22 protein-coding genes and 2 tRNA genes are annotated in these 21784 nt (G+C 46.2%); 13 read left to right on the forward strand and 11 right to left on the reverse strand.

Going from position 1 to position 21784, the window contains the following annotated elements; translation table 11 throughout:
* The first annotated feature begins 13 nt into the window (after nt 1–13).
* On the forward strand, nt 14–391 hold the full coding sequence (locus tag RJ32_RS10090) for a YchJ family protein (RefSeq protein WP_051018775.1): 378 nt from the start codon (nt 14–16) through the stop codon (nt 389–391).
* On the opposite strand, the gene RJ32_RS15230 is transcribed toward RJ32_RS10090, so the two are convergent.
* The 5 genes from RJ32_RS15230 to RJ32_RS10115 form a co-directional block, all read right to left on the reverse strand.
* Nucleotides 388–2652, reverse strand: coding sequence for a bifunctional diguanylate cyclase/phosphodiesterase (locus RJ32_RS15230; protein WP_235598944.1), 2265 nt, complete (start codon nt 2650–2652; stop codon nt 388–390). The genes RJ32_RS10090 and RJ32_RS15230 overlap by 4 nt on opposite strands.
* 72 nt (nt 2653–2724) lie before the next feature.
* Nucleotides 2725–3231, reverse strand: a complete 507-nt coding sequence (locus RJ32_RS10100) for a DUF2919 family protein (protein WP_082815461.1) — start codon at nt 3229–3231, stop codon at nt 2725–2727.
* On the reverse strand, nt 3161–3379 hold the full coding sequence (locus RJ32_RS10105) for a DUF2061 domain-containing protein (RefSeq protein WP_034821866.1): 219 nt from the start codon (nt 3377–3379) through the stop codon (nt 3161–3163). Before RJ32_RS10105 ends, RJ32_RS10100 begins: the two co-directional genes overlap by 71 nt.
* 99 nt (nt 3380–3478) lie before the next feature.
* A complete protein-coding gene (gene uvrB / locus RJ32_RS10110; protein WP_034821869.1) occupies nt 3479–5512 on the reverse strand; it encodes an excinuclease ABC subunit UvrB in 2034 nt (677 codons plus the stop codon).
* Nucleotides 5505–6863 carry an MATE family efflux transporter gene (locus RJ32_RS10115; RefSeq protein ID WP_034821872.1) on the reverse strand — a complete coding sequence of 453 codons (1359 nt, stop codon included), beginning with the start codon at nt 6861–6863 and terminating at the stop codon, nt 5505–5507. The genes uvrB and RJ32_RS10115 overlap by 8 nt, the downstream gene beginning before the upstream one ends.
* A gap of 133 nt (nt 6864–6996) precedes the next feature.
* Here RJ32_RS10115 and RJ32_RS10120 point away from each other — a divergent pair, with 133 nt between their 5' ends.
* From RJ32_RS10120 to RJ32_RS10130, 3 genes are all read left to right on the forward strand, one after another.
* Nucleotides 6997–8184, forward strand: coding sequence for a pyridoxal phosphate-dependent aminotransferase (locus RJ32_RS10120; protein ID WP_034821874.1), 1188 nt, complete (start codon nt 6997–6999; stop codon nt 8182–8184).
* A 718-nt stretch (nt 8185–8902) separates the two neighbouring features.
* Nucleotides 8903–8979, forward strand: a tRNA-Asn gene (locus tag RJ32_RS10125).
* 22 nt (nt 8980–9001) lie between these two features.
* A tRNA-Asn gene (locus RJ32_RS10130) sits at nt 9002–9078 on the forward strand.
* Nucleotides 9079–9095: 17 nt separating this feature from the next.
* On the opposite strand, the gene RJ32_RS10135 is transcribed toward RJ32_RS10130, so the two are convergent.
* Together RJ32_RS10135 and RJ32_RS10140 are read right to left on the reverse strand one after the other, a co-directional pair.
* On the reverse strand, nt 9096–10127 hold the full coding sequence (locus RJ32_RS10135) for a glycosyltransferase family protein (RefSeq protein WP_034821878.1): 1032 nt from the start codon (nt 10125–10127) through the stop codon (nt 9096–9098).
* Nucleotides 10124–10633, reverse strand: a complete 510-nt coding sequence (locus tag RJ32_RS10140; RefSeq protein ID WP_034821880.1) for a phosphatase PAP2 family protein — start codon at nt 10631–10633, stop codon at nt 10124–10126. The genes RJ32_RS10135 and RJ32_RS10140 overlap by 4 nt, the downstream gene beginning before the upstream one ends.
* Nucleotides 10634–10827: 194 nt before the next feature.
* On the opposite strand from RJ32_RS10140, the gene rsxA reads away from it, so the two are divergent.
* From rsxA to nth, 7 genes are read left to right on the forward strand one after another with little or no spacing between them, the layout of a single operon-like run.
* The gene (gene rsxA / locus RJ32_RS10145; RefSeq protein WP_034821882.1) at nt 10828–11409 is read left to right on the forward strand and encodes an electron transport complex subunit RsxA; all 582 of its coding nucleotides are present in this window, start codon (nt 10828–10830) and stop codon (nt 11407–11409) included.
* Nucleotides 11409–11990, forward strand: coding sequence for an electron transport complex subunit RsxB (gene rsxB / locus RJ32_RS10150; RefSeq protein WP_034821885.1), 582 nt, complete (start codon nt 11409–11411; stop codon nt 11988–11990). The genes rsxA and rsxB overlap by 1 nt, the downstream gene beginning before the upstream one ends.
* Complete coding sequence (gene rsxC / locus RJ32_RS10155) at nt 11987–13657, forward strand: electron transport complex subunit RsxC (RefSeq protein WP_034821887.1); 1671 nt, start codon at nt 11987–11989, stop codon at nt 13655–13657. The genes rsxB and rsxC overlap by 4 nt, the downstream gene beginning before the upstream one ends.
* Nucleotides 13654–14706 carry an electron transport complex subunit RsxD gene (rsxD, locus tag RJ32_RS10160; protein ID WP_034821890.1) on the forward strand — a complete coding sequence of 351 codons (1053 nt, stop codon included), beginning with the start codon at nt 13654–13656 and terminating at the stop codon, nt 14704–14706. Before rsxC ends, rsxD begins: the two co-directional genes overlap by 4 nt.
* A 1-nt stretch (nt 14707) precedes the next feature.
* Nucleotides 14708–15349 (forward strand): electron transport complex subunit RsxG, encoded by a 642-nt coding sequence (gene rsxG / locus RJ32_RS10165; RefSeq protein WP_034821894.1) that lies wholly within the window; start codon nt 14708–14710, stop codon nt 15347–15349.
* Entirely contained in the window at nt 15346–16026 is a 681-nt protein-coding gene (locus tag RJ32_RS10170; RefSeq protein WP_034821896.1) for an electron transport complex subunit E, read from the forward strand. The genes rsxG and RJ32_RS10170 overlap by 4 nt, the downstream gene beginning before the upstream one ends.
* 25 nt (nt 16027–16051) lie before the next feature.
* A complete protein-coding gene (gene nth / locus RJ32_RS10175) occupies nt 16052–16687 on the forward strand; it encodes an endonuclease III (protein WP_011235033.1) in 636 nt (211 codons plus the stop codon).
* A gap of 5 nt (nt 16688–16692) precedes the next feature.
* Here nth and RJ32_RS10180 read toward each other — a convergent pair whose 3' ends face one another.
* Nucleotides 16693–17589, reverse strand: coding sequence for an OmpA family protein (locus RJ32_RS10180; RefSeq protein ID WP_011235034.1), 897 nt, complete (start codon nt 17587–17589; stop codon nt 16693–16695).
* A 128-nt stretch (nt 17590–17717) separates the two neighbouring features.
* Between RJ32_RS10180 and rnt the strand changes: the two genes are divergently transcribed.
* Nucleotides 17718–18365, forward strand: coding sequence for a ribonuclease T (gene rnt, locus RJ32_RS10185; protein ID WP_011235035.1), 648 nt, complete (start codon nt 17718–17720; stop codon nt 18363–18365).
* A gap of 67 nt (nt 18366–18432) precedes the next feature.
* Here rnt and RJ32_RS10190 read toward each other — a convergent pair whose 3' ends face one another.
* On the reverse strand, nt 18433–19038 hold the full coding sequence (locus tag RJ32_RS10190; protein ID WP_011235036.1) for a peroxiredoxin: 606 nt from the start codon (nt 19036–19038) through the stop codon (nt 18433–18435).
* Between the two features lie 159 nt (nt 19039–19197).
* Nucleotides 19198–19536, reverse strand: coding sequence for a Grx4 family monothiol glutaredoxin (locus RJ32_RS10195; RefSeq protein WP_011235037.1), 339 nt, complete (start codon nt 19534–19536; stop codon nt 19198–19200).
* A 201-nt stretch (nt 19537–19737) separates the two neighbouring features.
* On the opposite strand from RJ32_RS10195, the gene RJ32_RS10200 reads away from it, so the two are divergent.
* Nucleotides 19738–20319 carry a superoxide dismutase gene (locus tag RJ32_RS10200; protein ID WP_034821902.1) on the forward strand — a complete coding sequence of 194 codons (582 nt, stop codon included), beginning with the start codon at nt 19738–19740 and terminating at the stop codon, nt 20317–20319.
* 90 nt (nt 20320–20409) lie between these two features.
* Here RJ32_RS10200 and RJ32_RS10205 read toward each other — a convergent pair whose 3' ends face one another.
* Nucleotides 20410–21618 (reverse strand): BspA family leucine-rich repeat surface protein, encoded by a 1209-nt coding sequence (locus RJ32_RS10205; RefSeq protein WP_051018778.1) that lies wholly within the window; start codon nt 21616–21618, stop codon nt 20410–20412.
* Nucleotides 21619–21784: the final 166 nt, after the last annotated feature.

A 21784-nucleotide genomic window follows, 5' to 3' on the forward strand; every position in this document is an offset into this window, starting at 1 on the left:
TAAAGTTCGCGCTATGAAACTATCTGAACCCTGCCCTTGCGGCCTCGATAAAACCTATCAACATTGTTGCTATCCATATCATAATGGAGAATCACTTGCGTCATCGCCTGAAGCCTTAATGCGTTCACGCTACAGTGCCTTTGTCGGACGCTTAGCAGGCTACTTAGAAGCGACATGGCATAGCAGCTACCGTCCCGCATTTCTCGATTTAAGCGACTCACCAAACTGGCTTAAACTGCAGGTTATTTCTTCCAGCGTAGATCAGAATAAAGGACAGGTGCATTTCCGCGCATTTTATCGTGACGGAGATGATATTGCTTTTATGGAAGAAAAATCTGATTTTATCTTCGAAGATGGCAAGTGGTATTACTTAACTGGCCAGACAAATTAAGACAGTCGCTGACCAGTTTTATCTAAAAAGACCAGACCGTGGGTTTTAACATGCTTTTCATAGCGACTTACCGTTAACGGCTTAGAAAAGTAAAACCCCTGAAACTCTGAAAAGCCAATTTCGGTTAACCTTGTTAACTGAGACTTTTCTTCTACACCTTCAACGACACATTTAATTTTCAATTCAGAGCAAATATTAAAAATACCCTTAACTAAGCTGTATTGTCGCCCGGAGGTTTTTATGCCGCGAAGCAGCGCTCTGTCCAGCTTTAACTTATCAATCGGGTAATAAGCCAACCGGGTAACACTGGAATAGCCGACTCCAAAGTCATCAACCGAGACCTTAAAGCCCCAGGACTTCAATTCATTCATAAGCTCTAAGGAGTTGACCCTATCCGACTCCAGACAGGTTTCTGTTAACTCCAGCTCTATCTGTGAGGGTTTAACCGAAAAGTCAGCCAGATATTTGACCAGCTTCGAAATAAAATCGGGCTGAGAAAAGTCCAGTAGTGAAATGTTTATGGCTACGGGTAACAGCGGGAAATCATTCTTCTTCCACAGCGATATCTGAGCACAGACTTTCTGAACAATTAAATCGGTTAAGCGACTTATCATTCGGTACTCTTCTGCAATTGGAATAAAAATAGCCGGAGAAATGGAACCCAGTACAGGGCTGTCCCAGCGGGCAAGTGCTTCAAGCCCGACACAAGTGCCATCGGCAGTCACTTTCGGTTGAAAACAAACATCCAACTCGTCGTTCTGTATGGCTTCATCCAAAAGAATTGAGATTTCATGGCGTTCCATAAACTCTTCTGAGTTTTCAGTATCATAAAGATGATAAAACTGGTTCACAGAAGCGAATTTTTTTGCTTCCAACGCACGGGAAACAACAACGTCGGCGGTTTCACCATGCTTAGGAAACCTGGCCACACCAAACTGAAAAGACTGCTGACATTTAATACCCTGAATGGTGTACTCTTTGTCAAGAGAGTTTTTAATATCCAGTAAAACGTCTTCTAATTCATTTTCTACCGTTTTTGGCAAAATAAACACCAGCTTATTTAACGCAATAGTCGCCGTTAAACGTGGATGCTGTCTGTGCTTCTTCAAGCGGCTGTATGAGGACGCTAAAAGCTTTCTGATAACACTCTCACCATATTTTAATCTGAGGTAGTCTTCGCTTTCACTTTGTGCGACAACCACAAAAAATTCACGATCTGACTTAGAGATTAACTTGTTGCATTGCAACTCGAACCAGTCACTATTCGGTAAGTTTGTCTGAGTATCCAGGTAACGCAAACGGCGGTTTTCCTGCTCTAAAAACGTCAGGTTACTCTCCAGCGTTTTCTCTTGTGTGCAATCAACAAATTCATAAACATAAGAGCTGGCTTCCGGGACTTCTAACCTCACAACTTGTTGGTATGTATGCTCATGCCGAATAATCTTGCCACCCGTGGGTAATTTGGCGTGATTAATATCGGGAAACCAGTTAGAAATAGACTGACAACCACTTCTCGTGGACTCATCTAAACCAAAAATATCACCAGCCTGTTTATTAAAATCTGTAATTAACCCGTCTTCATTAACAATAACTTTGGGTCTTCTGGACTCGGCAAAAAACACCCGGTAAAGCGAGTTCTTGCCTTTTAAGTAATCGTTAGACTTTTGCGTTTCCTGATTCAGTCGTTTTGCGGCGACTATGGTACGAGCCACGGCCAGAGGAATACAGATATTAAAAAATAGAAACATGTTTCCTGCGATATACCATGCGGCGTCAGGAAACAGCACATTGGGTTCAGCGAAGAAAGACAAATTAACGTTGTTAAAAACAATATAAAAAGGCGCGATATTCAATACGGCATAAAATATCGCAGCTCTACCGCCAAGAAGCATTAAAGCAATTAGGGGGCAAGCATACATATACATCGAACCTATTTTTGCAAGGTTCATATCATCCAGGAATAAATTACAGGAGACACTTGCTGCAATAATAGTAATCTGCAAAAAGTTGGCACAAAAATAATAGTAATTCTTGCTTAACCAAAGTAAGCCTAACATGCTAACTAAGAAAGCGGATGTAATTGCAATAATATGGGGAAGTTGAGCTTCTAAAGCGTCATCAAAGCTATGTAAAAACACCACCAGACACAGAAGCATCCCGGAGAAAAGAATAATTCTTAGTGCGCTGACTCGCCAATTGGGAACACCATTTTCTGACGTTCCTTCGTCTTTAAGCAGAAAAAAGTTATTTAAGAAGTTCATGCTGGCCCGAATCAGTTCTCAGACAGCCATTAAAGAACGTTAAACCTTAAAAATCAACTACCTTTACTCTAGTTACTCTATATTAATCAGGTGCTGTCGATAAAAACGCCAGTGTCTGGACTTTATTAAATACCAACCACAAATAAACCAACCAAAAACAATTGCGGCTCGTCCAAATGAAAAAGCACCATGTTGTTCAATAAACAACCAGGAAATGAGTACGGCATCAAAAACTAAAGAGAGTAATAACAGAGGTTGAGCAAAACGCATTAATCTATTTGCCCAGTTAGGTTTGTCTTCGCCGACAAAGGTGGTTGCCAGCAAAACAATCAAGGCAGGCAGGCCAATCAGTAACATCAGCCCGAACTGCTCTGAACTGGTGTAGAAGAGTTTCAATAATCGAGTTCGGTCTTCAGAAAAAGTCAGAGATATAATGGCGGCGACATAGCCACGCATTTCAAATAAAAGCACCAGCAGGAGCGAGAGCGGGATACTCGCCCGGCCCTCTTTATCCAGGTATCGTGCCCTCTCTACCAATCGCTGCCCGGCGCTTGTCGCCTCGCTGCCAGATTTTTTCATGGAAATAATAACCTACTGTATTCACTAAAGGTTCAATCAGAGCAATAGCACCACCAAGCACGACATCGCCTGTCATTAACCAGACTACGCCAAAGGCGATGGTAAAATGCATGATACCAAATGATACTGTCTTTACTGCGTCTTTCATAACAATCTCCCGCGTCGACTTTTGTTAATTATTGCCGATTAAGATTGTTATAGCCAATTGATAAAAGCGATAACCCTGTTCGTTGCAGGGTATTTATCTTTAAACCGCTCGTTTAAGTTGTTCACGCAGTTCAGCGACTTCATCGCGCAGTTTACCTGCTTGTTCAAACTCAAGATTCTGCGCCGCTTTGTACATCTCTTTCTCTTTAGCGTCGATTTCTTTCATCACCGCTTTCGCGTCTTTGACAACCACAGTCCGGGCATCATACCCGGAGGCGACTTCAGCCAGTGCTTTTTCAGCCTTACTTTTACGAGCTTTAGCGGAACCCTGACCCAGATCCATCACGTCGGTGATGTCTTTATTCAGCCCCTGCGGAGTAATACCGTGCTCTTTGTTGTAAGCAATTTGCTTCTCGCGGCGACGGTCAGTTTCATCCATAGCGCGTTGCATAGAGCCGGTAATACGGTCGGCATATAAAATGGCGCGGCCGTTAACGTTACGTGCGGCACGCCCTATCGTCTGAATTAACGAACGGTCGGAACGTAGAAAGCCTTCTTTATCTGCGTCTAATATCGCGACCAGCGACACTTCCGGCATATCCAGACCTTCCCGCAGCAAGTTAATACCTACCAGCACATCGAACTTACCCAGACGTAAATCGCGGATAATCTCCATACGTTCAACGGTATCAATGTCTGAGTGCAGATAACGCACTTTTATACCGTGTTCATCCAGGTAGTCGGCTAAATCTTCCGACATCTTTTTGGTTAAAGTTGTCGCCAGAACCCGTTCGCCTAACTCTGTCCGTAAACGTATTTCAGACATTAAATCATCCACCTGGGTGGCAACCGGACGCACTTCTATCTGAGGGTCAATTAACCCGGTCGGTCTGACAACCTGCTCAACCACTTCATTGCCACTGCGCTCTAATTCATACTTGCCCGGTGTCGCTGACACATACAGGGTTTGTGGCGCTATAGCCTCAAACTCATCAAATTTAAGCGGCCGGTTATCCAGTGCTGACGGTAAACGGAAACCGTATTCCACCAGATTTTCTTTACGCGAGCGGTCGCCTTTATACATAGCGCCAATCTGCGACACAGTAACGTGTGACTCATCAATGATAAGCAGTGCGTTATCCGGTAAATAGTCCATCAACGTTGGTGGCGGCTCGCCCGGCGCACGACCGGATAAATAGCGTGAGTAGTTTTCAATGCCCGAGCAATAGCCAAGCTCCAGCATCATTTCAATATCAAACTGAGTCCGCTGATTAATCCGCTGCTCTTCTATGAGTTTATTTTGCTTAAGCAGAATATCGCGACGATCTTTCAACTCATCTTTTATCTTTTCAATGGCTTTAACCAGCACTTCTCGCGGTGTTACATAATGCGTTTTCGGATAAATAGTGGCGCGCGCAACGTCTTTTTCCGTCACCTGTCCGGTTAAAGGCTCGAAAAAGCTAATGCGATCAACTTCGCTGTCAAACAGCTCCAGACGCACCGCTATTTCTTCCGACTCCGCCGGAAAGATATCTATCACATCGCCACGAACCCGGTAAGTACCGCGCTCGAAGGCTGCGTCGTTTCGCTTATACTGCAACTGAGCCAAACGCCGCAGAACGTCGCGCTGATCGATAATGTCGCCACGACGCAAATGCAGCATCATTTTCATGTAGGACTCAGGGTCACCCAGACCGTAAATGGCTGATACTGACGCAACCAGAACTACGTCACGGCGTTCCATCAGAGCCTTGGTAGCTGACAAACGCATTTGCTCTATGTGGTCGTTAATTGAGGCGTCTTTCTCAATGAAAGTATCAGTTGTCGGCACATAAGCTTCGGGCTGATAGTAGTCATAGTAAGAGACAAAATATTCCACCGCGTTATTGGGGAAATACTCTTTCATCTCTCCATAAAGCTGCGCCGCCAGGGTTTTATTGTGCGCCAGTATCAACGTAGGTCGCTGCGAGCGTTCAATAACGTTTGCCATGGTAAAGGTTTTACCTGAACCAGTTACCCCCAAAAGCACCTGATGCGCCAAACCGGCGTCCAGATTATCGAGCAGCGACTCAATGGCTTTGGGCTGGTCACCCGCCGGCTTGTATTTAGAAACCAGTTCAAATTTCTTAGCCACGTTCTCTCCTCAACTCGCGTGAAAACCACCAATACGCAATAACAGCAGTAAACAGATTAGCGACCACACCACCAATGAATAAACCGGTTAAGTCAGCGAGTAAACTCCCTAAATATGAGAGTGGTACGAATAAAACAAATAGACGAATGATACTTAACCACAACGCGTTCATTGGCCGGTGCACAGCATTAAAGCTGGAATTGGTCAGTATAATAATGCCCTGTAACCCGTAACCCAACGGCATAATATAAATAAAAAGCTTAACAATGTCCGCAACCGCCTGCTCTTCAGCAAATACCTGAGCTATCCAATGTGCGGTTACCAGCATCAGTAAATAAATGACCGCCTGAATGGCCAGCACGGCTTTTAACGCCGTCCGGTAGGCTTCTTTCACCCGATCAATACGATCCGCACCATAGTTCTGGCTAATTAATGGCGGCAATGACATGGACAACGCCAGTATAATGACGCTGGCCAGTGACTCCAGTCGGGACCCGACACCGAACGCTGCCACGGCCGGAGCTCCGTAAGATGCGACAATAGCAGTCATCACTGACATAGCTAATGGCGTCAGCATATTGGCGCTGGCTGCCGGCATACCTATTTTTAAAATACCGCGGGCTGACTTAACCCATGCTTGAAAAAAAGCTCGTCCACCCGGCGGTTTGGAAGAAACCAACTTGTTTCTGCGCAGTAACCAAAACACTAAAAAGACACCACTAAACCAGGAAATAACACTGGCAAGAGCGGCGCCCTCAATGCCCATAGCGGGTATTGGACCCCAGCCAAAAATTAAAATTGGGTCAAAAATGGCGTTTGCCAACCCACCGGAAGCCATAATAAGCGATGGTGTTCGTGTGTCACCGGCGGCCCGCAAAACCGCATTCCCAACCATAGGCGTAACCAACATCACGCAACCCAGATACCAGAGCGTCATATACTCTCGTATCAGCGGCATCAATCGTTCCTGTGCCTGCAATAAACTGAAAACCGGGTCCATCAGCAAATAGCCTATGAGTGCCAATGCTGCAACTAGTATGGCGGATACTGAAAGCGCAGAAAAACCATCAAAATGAGCTTCTTCCGGCCTGTCTGAGCCGTATTTACGGGCAATGACAGCAGAAGTGCCTATACCTAAACCTATGGCCAGGCTTATAACGGTGAAAGTAACGGGAAAAGTAAAGCTGACAGCCGCAAGAGGGTCTGTTCCGAGCATACTGATAAAGAAGGTATCGACAACATTGAAGCTAATAAGAGTAGCCACACCGAAAATAACCGGCCAGGTCATTTCCCAGAGTTTTTGTCCTACCGGCGCGCTGATAAGACTTCTTGATGCGTCGGCAGCTGCCATTCAATCCCTCCTCAGTTCGATAGCCAAATAGTGTACATGAGACTGTGCTTTGTGGCTACGGAGAATAGACTTTAGCCACTGCGATCCGTATAGTAATGGGCATTTCAACCCTTGCGAAAAACAGGATCTGAACGTGGATTATCAACTCTCTGATCGTATCAATGCGATTCAACCATCGCCGACTCTGGCGGTTACTCAAAAAGCCAATGAATTACGCCAACAAGGCAAAGATGTTATTGGTCTGGGCGTCGGCGAGCCAGATTTTGATACACCAGATTTTATCAAAGAAGCGGCTATTCAGGCGATTCGCGATGGTAAAACAAAATATACTGCAGTTGATGGCATCGACGAGCTAAAAGATGCGGTCATTAAAAAGCTGGAGCGTGACAATAACCTGAGCTATGAGCGCAAAGAAATTATTGTCTCTGCCGGCGGCAAACACAGTATTTTTAATTTGCTCAGTGCCTGGTTAAACCCGGGTGATGAAGTCATTATCCCCGCGCCTTATTGGGTTTCTTATCCGGATATGACCAAACTGGTTGGCGCAGAGCCCGTTATTGTTAAAGCTGGTATTGATCAGCGTTTTAAGATCACACCAGAACAACTGCGCGAAGCACTAACCGATAAAACCCGGTTAATGTTTATTAATAGTCCGTCTAACCCGGCGGGAACGGCATACACAGCAGACGAACTGAAAGCTTTGGCTGAAGTACTGCGTGACTATCCAAAGGTACTTATCGCCACTGACGATATGTATGAACATATCCTCTGGAGTGATTCCGCTTTTGCCAACTTGCCTATGGTGGCTCCGGATCTTAAAGATCGCACCGTTATCCTGACCGGAGTATCCAAAGCTTATGCAATGACAGGCTGGCGTATCGGTTATGCTGCCGGGCCTAAACCTATTATTGCAGCCATGAAAAAAATGCAGTCACAAAGTACTTCAAACCCAACCAGCATCAGTCAGTATGCAGCGGCGGCGGCATTAAATGGTGACCAGAGCTGCATCGACACCATGGTAAGTGCATTTAAAGAGCGTCACGACTACCTGGTAGATGCCTTAAATAGCATCGACGGCGTTAACTGCGTGCCCGGTGACGGTACCTTCTACGCATTCGCGCAGGTTGATGGATTAATGGCTAAAGCTAAGGTAAGTAACGACGTTGAGCTTTGCGAAAAACTGCTAACCGAAGCAAACGTAGCCTTAGTGCCTGGCTCAGCTTTCGGTACCGATGGGTATTGCCGTCTGTCCTTTGCAACCAGTATGGATGTATTAAAAGAAGCGGTTAAGAGAATTAAAGACTTTTCAGAAAGTTTATAAAATAAAGGTTTTGGCGCCATTTCCCCGGATGAGCGCCAAAACCCTATTAATTGAACAGTCATTCCAGCTTAAATCACGCCAATATTGCCCTTTTCTATTTTGATAGTTTTATTACAAATTACTAAAAGTCCACCTCAGATAAAGTCAATTAGATCCCGATCAATTTAATCAATGTCAAGCCCGATCAACCTATTTCCGGAAAGATTTTTTGGCGCGTTTTTTAGTCAAATTCACTAAGAAATACACAAGTTGCTGATTCTTCAGGCATTGGTTGGTGACGGAATCACCAACATGAGTGTTTATTCACCAAAATAACGTAACTTATTGTATTTTATAGTAATTAAATCACTGCGTTATTTTTTAACCAGCCCTAGAAATGCCTTCAAACCCGCATCACTCTTACGACTTAACAGAGTTAAACACAAGGTTATCCACAGATTCCGTGGATAAGATCATGTAGCCGTTATCTACTGCGACATTCAGATATCTGTGGATAATGAGATCAGCGATAAACATAGTACTTATGTTATGCCTGAATATTTTACAGTTACTTGACATTGTCATCGATAGCGATTGGCGCCTGTTTTAGCGCTGATATGATTAAAAAAGCTATTTTGTCGACTTTTTCGACAACCGAACCGTTTTCCTTTAAAAACCTTCGCAGAATAGTTGACACCCCTGCGTATGAGCTTTAATATTCGCAGCCGTTGAATGTTGTTCCCCAGTAGCTCAGTTGGTTAGAGCGGTGGACTGTTAATCCATGTGTCGTTGGTTCGAATCCAACCTGGGGAGCCAAACAACATCCAACCTATTCAATTCCCCAGTAGCTCAGTTGGTTAGAGCGGTGGACTGTTAATCCATGTGTCGTTGGTTCGAATCCAACCTGGGGAGCCACATTTAGAGAGAACCGCCTATACGGCGGTTTTTTCGTTTCTGGACCACAGCCCTGCACTCAGTTCAGCAACAGGCTGCTGAGCGCCTTTAGATATCCACTGAGCTAATTCATCTGCAACATTAGGCCAATATAACCGTTGCGGATTACGTTGGGTTAACCAACTATCAATTGATACGCTGTCGATTCGCTTAAGGACATGCGCTAACCCCTGCTCCTGCAGTATCTGCGCATTCCATTTTTGCTCAAACTGACCGGTTAAAGGCTTTACTGCAAGCGCTTTGCCCTGACTCAGCGCCTCGCAACTGGTTTCAAACCCCGCGTTAGACAAAATAGCCGAGGCCTTATTGAAGTGAGCGGCAAACTCCGCTCTTGAAGGTGGGTAACACTCAATATGACCTAAAGACTCGCGCTTAGCCAAAGGATGAAAAAAAGAAAACTCGTAATTATCTAAAGGCTGCAATTGTTCAATTACATGCCGAGGGTCTTCAAAGGGTAAATAGACAACCACGCGTTGCATTAAGCCGCCACAGTTATTTTCTTCATGCCTGACCACGGGGGGAATCGCATTTCCGGTTGAAAGCCAGTGCATACCGACAGGCTCTGAACAGGGCGCAAATGAAGATATCAGCTTTTTCTGCCACCAGGACAAGCGCCGGAACAACTCAGGCTCCTGAAACGCATACTGACGACCTAAGCCAATACAGCGCACTCCGGCTTTCTTAGCCGCCCAGGCGGTTACGGGTTCATAATCTGTGATCACTAAATCGTAATCTTTTACCGGTAATTTTTTTACATCCTGCCAAAACTGACTCCAGTCATTGTTAAGTAACGTCTTACGTCTTCTTAACCGCCCTTTTTCAGTGACAAAAGACAAACCCTGCTGCCACTGATAATCGCCGAAAACGTCCATATCGAATAAACCGGCAACATCACGCCCCGATATCAGGTAATCAATATCAACATTATATTTTGCAAGAGACTTTGCCATGGTGTGACAGCGACTCAGGTGACCATTACCCGTGCCCTGTATACCATAAAGAATTTTCATATAACGAACTCCGATACGACAATAGCCAGCGAAGCACCAGCAACAATATCGCTGGGGTAATGGACGCCAACCACAACTCGGGAGGCACCAATAGCGGCAGCCCAGCCAAAACAGACTAAGCCAAGATTTGGGTAATACTGATAGGTTACTGTAGAAAACAGAACAGCCGCTGCGGTATGCCCGGAAGGAAAACTGAATTTATCACTGGCGACAACCAAAGCAGCAAAAGATAAATTCAACTCACTGGGTCGCTGACGCCGAAAACTGTTTTTCATTATCCAGTAAGCCGGTAGCTCAAGTGCAAAGGCAAGTAACAGGTGGGCAAAATAGTCGTCGCCGGATTCGTCCAGAAGCCAGGCCATTAGCGCAATAACCAGGTAACCGTAACCGTCACCACTGCGCGATGTCAGCAGTGCAATTTGTCCGGGCAAATCCTTAGCCCGCAAACCAGAAAACAAACAATAACAATAGCGGTCAAAACGTTGTAAATAACTGATTAGTACCATGTGGTTTAAAACCCATTTTGGCTTCAGTTGTAGCTACCTTGCCAAGCCTTTATGACACTAAATGAGCAGTTTCGTGAAGAAAGTATGACAATGCACAAATTTTCTCCAAAACACATGCCCTCTGTCTGTTGTTTATGGCGACCAAAACACCGATAATATGCGGTCTTTGTTAAACACAGTATCCGGAAAGGTAAATGACCGATTACTTACTGCTACTGATAGGCACCGTGCTGGTTAATAACTTTGTACTGGTGAAGTTCCTGGGGTTGTGCCCCTTTATGGGCGTTTCCGGCAAACTGGACACGGCAATAGGCATGTCAGCAGCGACCACCTTTGTGCTGACTCTTGCCTCGGTCTGTAGCTACCTGGTAAATCAATACCTGCTTGAGCCGCTCGACTTAATGTCGCTGCAAACGCTCAGCTTTATCCTGGTTATTGCAGTGGTCGTACAATTTACAGAAATGGTGGTACACAAAACCAGCCCTACGCTGTACCGGTTACTGGGTATTTTCCTGCCTCTAATTACCACTAACTGTGCCGTTTTGGGTGTTGCTCTGCTTAACGTCAACGAGCAACACAACTTTGTGCAGTCTATTGTTTATGGCTTAGGGGCCGCTATTGGTTTCTCACTGGTACTTATTTTATTCTCAGCTCTGCGTGAGCGCTTAGCTGCCGCCGACGTGCCGGTAGCGTTTAAAGGTTCGGCTATTGCGATGATAACCGCAGGGCTTATGTCTCTTGCCTTTATGGGCTTTAGCGGATTGGTGAGCAGTTAATGAGTTTATTCGGAGCAGTTATCGCGCTGGGTATATTAGCGCTGATATTCGGAGTGATTCTTGGTTTTGCCGCGGTTAAATTCCGCGTCGAGAGCGATCCTATTGTCGACCAGATTGACGAAATTCTGCCACAAACACAATGTGGCCAATGCGGTTACCCCGGTTGCCGCCCCTACGCACAAGCCATTGCCGACGGTGACGACATTAACAAATGCCCGCCGGGCGGCGAAGCGACCATAAAACAGTTAGCCGATTTAATGGGCGTAGAAGCCAAGCCTCTGGATGATGCTCATGGCGAAGAAGACGTTAAAAAAGTCGCGGTTATCCGCGAGGACGAGTGCATTGGTTGCACTAAATGTATTCAAGCCTGCCCGGTCGATGCCATTTTAGGTGCAGCAAAACAAATGCACACGGTTATCGAACATGAATGTACCGGCTGCGATCTTTGTGTTGAACCTTGCCCGGTCGACTGTATCGACATGGTGAAAGTAAAAGCAAAACCCGAAACCTGGCAATGGGATTTGGATACCGTGAAAGAGAACATAAAAGCCAATAGCATTCCGGTTAAGGTGGTGGAATGAGCGACGTGCAGGCAAACAAACATGACTTTAACGCCAATGTGATAGGTCACTTCCCTGGCGGTGTTCATCCTCCTGAGCGCAAGCAGCCGGCCAGCAGCCAGCCCATTCGCAAGCTTACATTACCGCAAGAACTCATTTTGCCGGTGCGCCAGCACATCGGCCCTTCTGGTAAGGTTTTGGTTAAGGTCGGCGAGCGCGTCGATAAAGGTCAGCGTTTAACTGAAGCAGGGTTAAGCCAGGGGTTACCCTTGCACGCTCCAACATCCGGTACCATTGCCGCCATTGAAGAGCGCCCTACGGCGCATGCATCGGGCTTGCCGGAACAGGCTATTGTCATTCACCCGGACGGCGAAGACCGCTGGGGCAATAAGCACGCACTGCCAGATTATCATGACGTTGAAATTTCACGCTTGCTGGAGCTGATTCAGGAAGCTGGTATTGCCGGTTTAGGTGGTGCAGGTTTCCCTACCGCTCAAAAACTGGCGCAACAAAAGCCTCTGAAACACCTTATTATAAACGGGGTTGAGTGCGAACCTTACATTGCCGCAGACGATCGCTTAATGCAGGAACACGCCGATGACATTGTTGCCGGCATTCGCATTTTGCAGTACATAACCCGTTGTGACTCGGTTCTGCTTGCTATTGAAGATAATAAACCTGAGGCCATAAAGGCCATGGCAGAAGCCATTAACGACAACCCGCAAATACAGCTTAAAGTAGTGCCTACTAAGTACCCGTCCGGTGGGGAAAAGCAACTGATTGAACTGCTTACCGGGCATCAGGTACCCAGTGGCAAGTTGCCGATGGATATCGGCCTGCTGATGCAAAACGTCGGCACAGCTTATGCCGTTAAACGGGCAATTATCCATGGTGAGCCATTGTTAGAGCGCGTGGTTACGCTGACCGGCGAATCTCTTAAACAGCGGGGGAACGTGTGGGCCTTATTAGGAACACCAATTCAGCATTTGCTGGATGAGTCAGGTTTTACTCCGGAGAAAAAGCAACGCATTATTATGGGCGGGCCTATGATGGGCTTCACCCTGCCTATTACGGAAGTGCCGGTAATAAAAACCACTAACTGTGTTCTGGCACCTACGGAGAAGGAACTGCCCTCTCCCGGACCTGAGCTGGCCTGTATTCGATGCGGCGCCTGTGCCGACGCCTGCCCGGCAACATTACAACCGCAGCAATTGCAATGGTTGGCCAAAGCCAAAGACTACGAGTCACTGGAAAAACACAATTTGTTCGACTGCATTGAATGCGGTGCCTGCGCTTATGTCTGCCCCAGCGAGATACCACTGGTGCACTATTACCGAAAGGCCAAAGCCGAAGTGCGCAATATAGCCCGTGAAAAAGCCAAAGCGGAACAAGCTCGTAAACGTTTCGAAGCAAGGCAGGAACGGCTGGAGCGTGAAAAAGAAGAACGCTTAGAGCGTCACAGAAAAGCCGCCGAAGAACGCAAAAAAATGCAGCAGGAAATGCAACAAGAAGCGCAACAGAAAAGCAGCGACGAACCGGGAAGTAAAGCGGAAGAAAGCACTGAGAAACCGGCCGGTAAATCAGCAGCAGTTGCAGCCGCTATTGCCCGCGCTAAAGCTAAAAAGGCAGCTCAGGCTGCTAAAGAAAGCCCAGAAGAAAGCAACTCAGCCAAAGGAAATGAGTCATGAGTTTCAGAATTGCATCGTCACCCCATGGGCATAACCAGCGCAGCACCAGCGAAATGATGCGCTGGGTTTGTTATGCACTGGTTCCCGGCGTACTGCTGCACAGTTACTTTTTTGGTTCCGGTATCTGGTTTCAAATTCTTCTGGCCGTGGTTACTGCAATTGCCGCCGAAATGGCCTGCACCGTAGCCCGGGAGCGTCCGGCATTTTCAGCCTTGCGCGACAATACTGCCATAGTTACCGCCGTTTTACTGGCTATTAGCATCCCTTCATTAGCGCCCTGGTGGATCATCGTTATAGGAACATTATTCGCCATTGTCGTGGTCAAACATGTTTATGGTGGCATGGGGCAAAACTTATTTAACCCGGCCATGGCTGGTTATGTGCTTCTTCTGGTGTCGTTCCCGGTACAAATGACCAACTGGTTACCAGTTTCAGCCATTAGTGAGCATTCGCTTAACTTATGGCAAACGTTGCACACCATATTGTTTGAATACACGCCTGCAGGCTACAGCGTTGAGCAGCTCCGTTCCGGTATCGATGGCGTCACCATGGCAACCCCACTCGACAGTATAAAAACCGGACTGACTCAGGGTTATACACTGACTGAAATTTATCAGCGCCCGGAATTCAGTTACTTTGCCGGTGCCGGCTGGCAGTGGATAAACCTGGGCTTTTTCGTCGGTGGGTTACTCTTAATTCAGCAACGTATTATCAGCTGGCACATTCCACTCGGCTTTCTTGGTGGTCTTTGTATACCCGCGTTTATCGCGCATATATTTGCCCCGGATCTAATGCCCGGACCAGTCGTTCACGCCTTAAGCGGAGCAACAATGTTAGGTGCCTTCTTTATAGCCACCGACCCGGTATCTGCGGCTACCTCTAATCGTGGACGGGTTATATTTGGCTTGCTTATTGGCTTCTTAATTTTTGTTATTCGCAGTTGGGGCGGCTATCCCGATGCAGTCGCCTTTGCTGTGTTGCTTGCCAATATGTGCGTACCGCTTATAGACCGTTACACGCGGCCTGTTGTATACGGACACGGAGACTGAAATGACGCTGAACAGTATGCAAAAAAACGGTTTATTGTTGGCGGCATTCGCAGTTGTTGCCACGTCTCTGGTTATTGGTGTGCAGGTGCTGACCGAAGACAAAATTGCCATGCAGCAACAACGGCAGGTATTGCGCACGTTGAACCAACTGATACCACCAACCATGCACGACAACGACTTGTATCAGTCCTGTCGTTTACTGGAGAACCCGGCATTAGGCAGCAGCAAGCAGCAACCCTTATATCGTGCATGGGTTAACGAAGAGCCAACCGCGCTGGCAGCCGAAGTTATTGCACCCGACGGCTACTCCGGTGCTATTCGTTTATTAGTGGCTATTAAACCCAGCGGTGAAGTCCTGGGCGTAAGAACTCTGCGCCATCAGGAAACTCCCGGTTTAGGCGACAAAATCGAAGTTGAAAAAAGCGACTGGATAAAAAGCTTTGCTGAGAAGCAAGTTCGCGGCGCAGACGATGACCGCTGGGCGGTGCAACGCGACGGCGGTATGTTTGACCAGTTTACCGGCGCCACCATTACGCCTCGCGCCGTGGTTTCGGCAGTAAAACGTGCGACTTTAGAACTTCAGCAGCAAGCCGACGTTCTATTTAATGCCGACTTACCTCACTGTCAGGAGGTTCAGGAATGAATGAATACAAACATTTAACCAAGCAAGGCTTATGGGACAACAACCCAGCACTGGTGCAGCTGTTAGGTTTATGCCCTCTATTGGCGGTTACCGCTTCGGTGACCAATGCCCTGGGTCTTGGACTCGCCACATTATTTGTTCTGGTCGGTTCTAACGTTACCGTGTCTCTGGTACGCGACTTTGTGCCATCGGAAATTCGTATTCCGGTCTTTGTTATGGTTATCGCCACTTTTGTCACCATTATTCAATTACTGATGAACGCCTACGTCTTTCAGCTGTACCAGTCGCTGGGTATTTTCATTCCGCTTATTGTCACCAACTGCGCCATTATTGGCCGCGCAGAAGCCTACGCCTCGAAAAACCCATGGCAACGCGCCGCCTTCGACGGGCTGACAATGGGCGCAGGCTTTGCCTTAGTACTGGTAGTGCTGGGCGCAATGCGCGAAATTATCGGTAACGGCACGCTGTTTAATGGCGCAGAACTCTTGTTAGGTGACTGGGCTTCACAGTTGCGCATTGAGCTATTCACGGTGAATTACCCATTATTACTGGCGATACTGCCACCCGGAGCCTTTATTGGTATGGGCTTTATTATTGCGTTGAAAAATAAAATAGATGCAGTACGCAGCGCCCGCGCTGAAAAGAAAACCGTTACCCGTGCACGGGTTACTGCCTGAAAAATATAACAACAAATGACTTATTATGAATAAAACCAAGCGTTACGAAATTTTAAGCCGACTACGGGACAACAACCCCAACCCAACCACAGAACTGGAATATGACTCACCTTTTCAGTTACTGATTGCGGTCTTGTTATCCGCTCAAGCAACCGACGTTGGGGTTAATAAAGCCACTCGTAAACTCTTTCCCGCAGCGCCTACCGCGGAAACAATGCTGGCGCTGGGTGTGGATGGCATAAAAGAATACATAAAAACAATCGGCCTGTTTAATTCCAAAGCCGAAAACGCTTACAAAACCTGCAAAATTCTGGTTCAAGAATATGGCGGCGAAGTACCGGAAGACAGAGCTGCACTGGAAGCCCTGCCTGGTGTTGGTCGTAAAACCGCAAACGTGGTGTTAAATACCGCCTTCGGCTGGCCGACTATTGCCGTAGACACGCACATATTCCGCGTGTCTAACCGCACCAAACTGGCACCGGGAAAAAACGTCAAAGAAGTAGAAGAAAAACTGATAAAAGTGGTACCGGCTGAGTTTAAGGTCGATGTGCACCACTGGTTAATTTTGCACGGCCGTTACACCTGCATAGCCCGCAAGCCACGTTGTGGTTCCTGCGTTATTGAAGACTTGTGCGAGTTTAAAGAAAAAACCAGCGATTGAGCTTATTACAGCTCAATCGACGACGGTTTTGTCAGTTGCACAATAACGCGGCGGTTAATCTGACGGTTTATCTCATTGTCATTGGATTTAACCGGACGATCTTCACCGTGAGCAACGGTTTTAATCCGCTCGGCGTCTATACCACGCTCAACAAAAAACTGCTGAATTTCTTTCGCGCGCTGTTCGGTTAATTCCTGGTTCGGCCCACGCGCACCAAGCGAGTCAGTATAGGCATCCACCAGAACCAGTTCCAGCTCATTATCCACCTGAAGATAATCGCTAATCTGTTTAAGCTTTCGCTGCGAGGACAAAGTCAGCTTTTCGCTGTCGGCTTCATGGTTAAGCACCGTGTACGCAATATCATCAAAGCTGAAAGGCAATAACGCATTTACGCAGCTCATAAAGTCATCATAAGTACGACGAAAATTCACCGACGACAAAGACACTGCCACCTGATCACGGTTGTTGTACCAGTCATCATAGAAAAACGTGGGATACCGCCCTTTCTCCAGCTCGCTTAACAAAGTCCATGCCAGTTGTTTTTGCAGCTCACCATCAAACTGCTTATACAGTTGCATATTACCAATGCGGTAACTGGACTCACCGGGCTGCCAGCGCGGCGGCACCGACTCAATAGCAGACACACCATAGCTGTCCGGTAACTTCTGCATCTCCATTTTCATGCGCAAATTGAGCTCTTTGCTGGCTTCACTTTGAAACCGCACCTTACCGTAACGAGGAATTTCATGTTCCATCTCACAGGCTAAGCGGTTCTTTTCACTGATCTGCCAGGCGGAGTTATCCAGGTTTGCACTGTAGTGCCTGACTGAGTTTGCTTGTGCCTGCCCGCTTAATAGCAGCAGCGAGGCTGAAACAGCAGTCAACATCGGCCAATTTTTCATAAGCGCCCCTGATTTATTTCTGATACGTCTGTTATCGGCAAGCATTGCGGTTGCTTTAGTATTTCTGCAAGCAGAACTCCGTTATCTTTGGCATAATGGCGTTATGTTTTATTCACTACGGAAATTCTATGTCAGACAGCTCTAACTCGCTTATGAAACAACGTTTTCGCGGCTACATGCCGGTAGTCGTCGATGTCGAAACAGCGGGGTTTAACGCAAAAACCGATGCGTTACTGGAAATAGCTGCAGTCTTGCTGGATTTCGATGACGACGGAATACTCAAGCCGGTCGACTCGGTTCATTACCACGTAAAACCTTTCGAAGGTGCCAACATTGAACAGGCGGCTATCGACTTTAACGGCATTGACCCGCACTGCCCCTTGCGCGGAGCCGTAGAGGAAGGTGAAGCGCTGCGTGAGCTTTTCAAGCCTATACGAAAAGCACAGAAAGCTGCCGGTTGTCAGCGGAGTGTTTTAGTGGGACATAACTCAAACTTTGATCACGGCTTTATGATGGCCGCCGCTGAGCGTGCCAATTTAAAACGTAACCCGTTTCATCCTTTTGTCAGTTTTGATACAACGTCGCTTGCGGCAATGACCTTAGGGCAAACTGTACTGATTAAAGCATGCCAGGCAGCCGGTATTGAGTTTGACAGCAAACAAGCACACTCAGCCTTGTATGACACCGAACGCACCGCAGAGCTCTATTGCTGGATGATTAACCGCTGGAAGGAATTGGGTGGCTGGCCGCCGGAATCGCGGCAGGATAAAAGTTAACTTTACACACGAAATTCAGACATAAAAAAGCCGCTCAAACGAGCGGCTTTCTCAATTCAGTAAACGCTTACAGTTTGTCAGCGTTTTTAGACAAGTAAGAAGCAACGCCTTCTGCGTTTTCTTTCATGCCTTCTTTACCTTCTTCCCAGCCTGCTGGGCAAACTTCACCGTGCTTCTCGTGGAAGTTCAGTGCGTCAACCATACGCAGCATCTCGTCGATGTTACGGCCTAATGGCAAGTCGTTAACTACCTGGTGACGAACCATGCCTTCTTCATCAATTAAGAATGAACCACGGAACGCAACGCCAGCTTGTGGGTGTTCAACGTCGTACGCTTTACAAATGCTGTGACGAACGTCAGCAACCAACGGGTATTTCACCTGACCAATACCACCAGCGTCGGTTGACGTATTACGCCATGCGCTGTGAGTAAACTGAGAGTCAATTGATACACCGATGACTTCTACGCCACGTTTTTTGAATTCGTCTAAACGTTTGTCAAAAGCAATTAGCTCTGAAGGACATACGAAAGTAAAGTCCAACGGATAGAAGAAAACCACTGCTTTTTTGCCTTTGATGGCATCTGACAGTTTGAAATCTTCAACAATTTCACCTGAACCTAATACTGCTGCTGCAGTAAAATCAGGTGCCTTACGACCTACTAATACAGACATCGATTCTCTCCATTTAATGTTGAGTGTGTTAAATCTTCACCTGTAGTGATGGGGATGCCTCAATGAAAAAACAAGGTCAACCACGATATTCACTACAGACTGTCTACTATTTGCTCAAATTTCATTCAACTGAAGGCTACTTACCCCGCTGAAGGCTCTTTATTCCGCCGAAGGCTCCGGATGACGCTCTGCAACTTCAGAAACCAATTCTTGCAGTTCGCCGTTCTGGAACATTTCCATAATAATATCACAACCGCCAACCAGTTCACCCTCAACCCAAAGCTGCGGGAAAGTCGGCCAGTTTGCGTATTTAGGCAATTCTGCACGGATATCCGGATTTTGCAGGATATCGACGTAAGCAAACGCCTGCCCACAGCCCATCAAGGCTTGTGATGCTTGTGAAGAGAAACCACAGCTAGGCAACTTCGGAGAGCCTTTCATGTACAACAGGATTGGGTTTTCTTCGATTTGCTGCTTAATTCTGTCAACCGTTTCCATAACACCTCTGCTTAATATAATGGTTGATTAAAACACTCAGGTATTTTAACACAGCCTATAAAGTTTTGTCCTAAATTGGAAGATTTCCTTGAAAAGCAATCCAGTCAGCCCTATATATCGTAAGGTATAACAAGAAAGAACCTGCACAAGTTAACGTGCAGGTCGCACATTTGCACTCATAAAGAACGGAGAGAAAAAATTATGGCATTTGAACTACCGGCTCTTCCATACGAGAAAAACGCTCTGGCACCGCACATTTCAGAAGAAACTCTGGAATACCATTATGGTAAGCATCACGCGACTTACGTGAGCAAACTGAACGATGCGGTTAAAGGTACCGACCTTGAAAGCAAGTCTCTGGAAGACATTATTAAGTCTGAAAAAGGCGGCCTGTTCAACAACGCTGCACAGGTATGGAACCACACGTTCTACTGGAACTGCCTAAGCCCGAACGGCGGCGGTGAACCAACTGGCCCAGTAGCTGAAGCTATTAACAAAAAGTTTGGCTCTTTCGAGAAATTTAAAGAAGAGTTCAACGCAAGCGCTGCCGGCAACTTCGGTTCTGGCTGGACATGGCTGGTGAAAAAATCTGACGGTTCTGTTGATTTGTTCAACACTGACGACGCAGATACCCCAGTCGCGCACGATGGCGTAGAGCCACTGTTAACTGTTGATGTGTGGGAACACGCTTACTACATCGACTACCGTAACTCTCGTCCTAACTACTTAGAAGCTTTCTGGAAGCTAGTAAACTGGGACTTCGTAAACAAGAACTTTGCTTAAAGCAAACTTGTGAATGAATAAAAAAGGCGCCGATTGGCGCCTTTTTTGTTGACTACAAACCTTGATGTCAGCTTATCCATAGAACGAACATTACCAACCGGGAAGCTTCTCTGTTGGGTAATCCTTGCGAATAAATAGAACTGGTTCGTCAGAAACTCTTGAGGTGTCCCATCTACTTAAATCTTGATTAAAAGACTCGGCCGATTCAAACATAGAATCCATATTCGTAATTTTTGACACATTCCATTTATCGAGCGGTTTGTTAAAAGAACTAGCCCACTTAAACATATCCGTCATATCAGTAACATTTGATACGTTCCAACTATTAAGAGATTGATTGAACAGCGTTGCGCCAAGAAACATTCCATTCATGTTGGTAACTTCCGACACATCCCACTGCTCAAGAGGTTGATTAAAAGACTCACACCACCCGAATAACCAATTCATATTAGTCACCTTGGATACATCCCACTGGCTAATATCTTGGTTAAAAGCTAACGCCTTAAAAAACATCCCTTTCATATTGGTCACTTTTGACACATCCCACTCGCTAATATTTTGATTGAAGGCTATAGCTCCAAAGAAAACACCTTCCATATTCGTAACATTCGAAACATCCCAATAGCCAATATCTTCATTAAACCCTGTCTTCTGTGCATAGCGAAATAAGTATGACATATCAGTTACTTGTGAAGTATCAATGTTGTAAGCTGAGTCATCAAAGGTATAGATGATACCTTCAGATTCTATAGCAAAGCTCCCACTATCCGCTGCAGCTCTTAACTGAGCTTCAGTGACTGTTAAGAACCCAGGCTTTTCAGTTCGAGAACCTTTTCTAGCTTCTTGAATTGTATTTAATATTGCAACTGCTCTTTTCTCATTGACTTCATTTTTAGATTTAAAATGTTTTAGAACTGGTTGCATGTTGTTTACTAGTACAGTTGAAATTCTCTCATTAACTTCTGGGGTCTTAGAAATCAATGACTGACCAATTGGAGTAGAAAAAAAGTCATTCATAGATTTCAACTCTTCAGCCGTGTAAGTTTCTTGATATATCCTGATTGTAGGCTCAACTATAACGTCCCAAGACGCTGCGGCTCGTATCTTTTGTTCAAATTTTTCCGTTGCCATAATTGGATTGCTAGAAAACTTCCGAATATATGAGTTAATCAAAAGCTCATGATTATTTTGAGCTTGGGTTAACTCAAGTAGCTCTAGAATAAGTTCTCTTTTTTCTTCAGATAACGCAGGGGCAGAGAGAGCTATTAATATCACAGCAATAAAGGTTTGAATTTTCATTTTTCCTCATTAAATATAATGCTTAGCGCCTCATAAGGTTTCCACCGAAGCTTTAAAATTTCATAATTTTGCTAATACTACTTATGCTACTGAGAGCTCTCCCCCGACTTCACGGACACACCAAAACAAGGGATAAGATGTGCCCCAAGGCGCTTATTAGCGCCTT

The sequence above is a fragment of the Idiomarina sp. 28-8 genome (assembly GCF_000320945.2).
GTDB classification, from domain to species: domain Bacteria; phylum Pseudomonadota; class Gammaproteobacteria; order Enterobacterales; family Alteromonadaceae; genus Idiomarina; species Idiomarina loihiensis.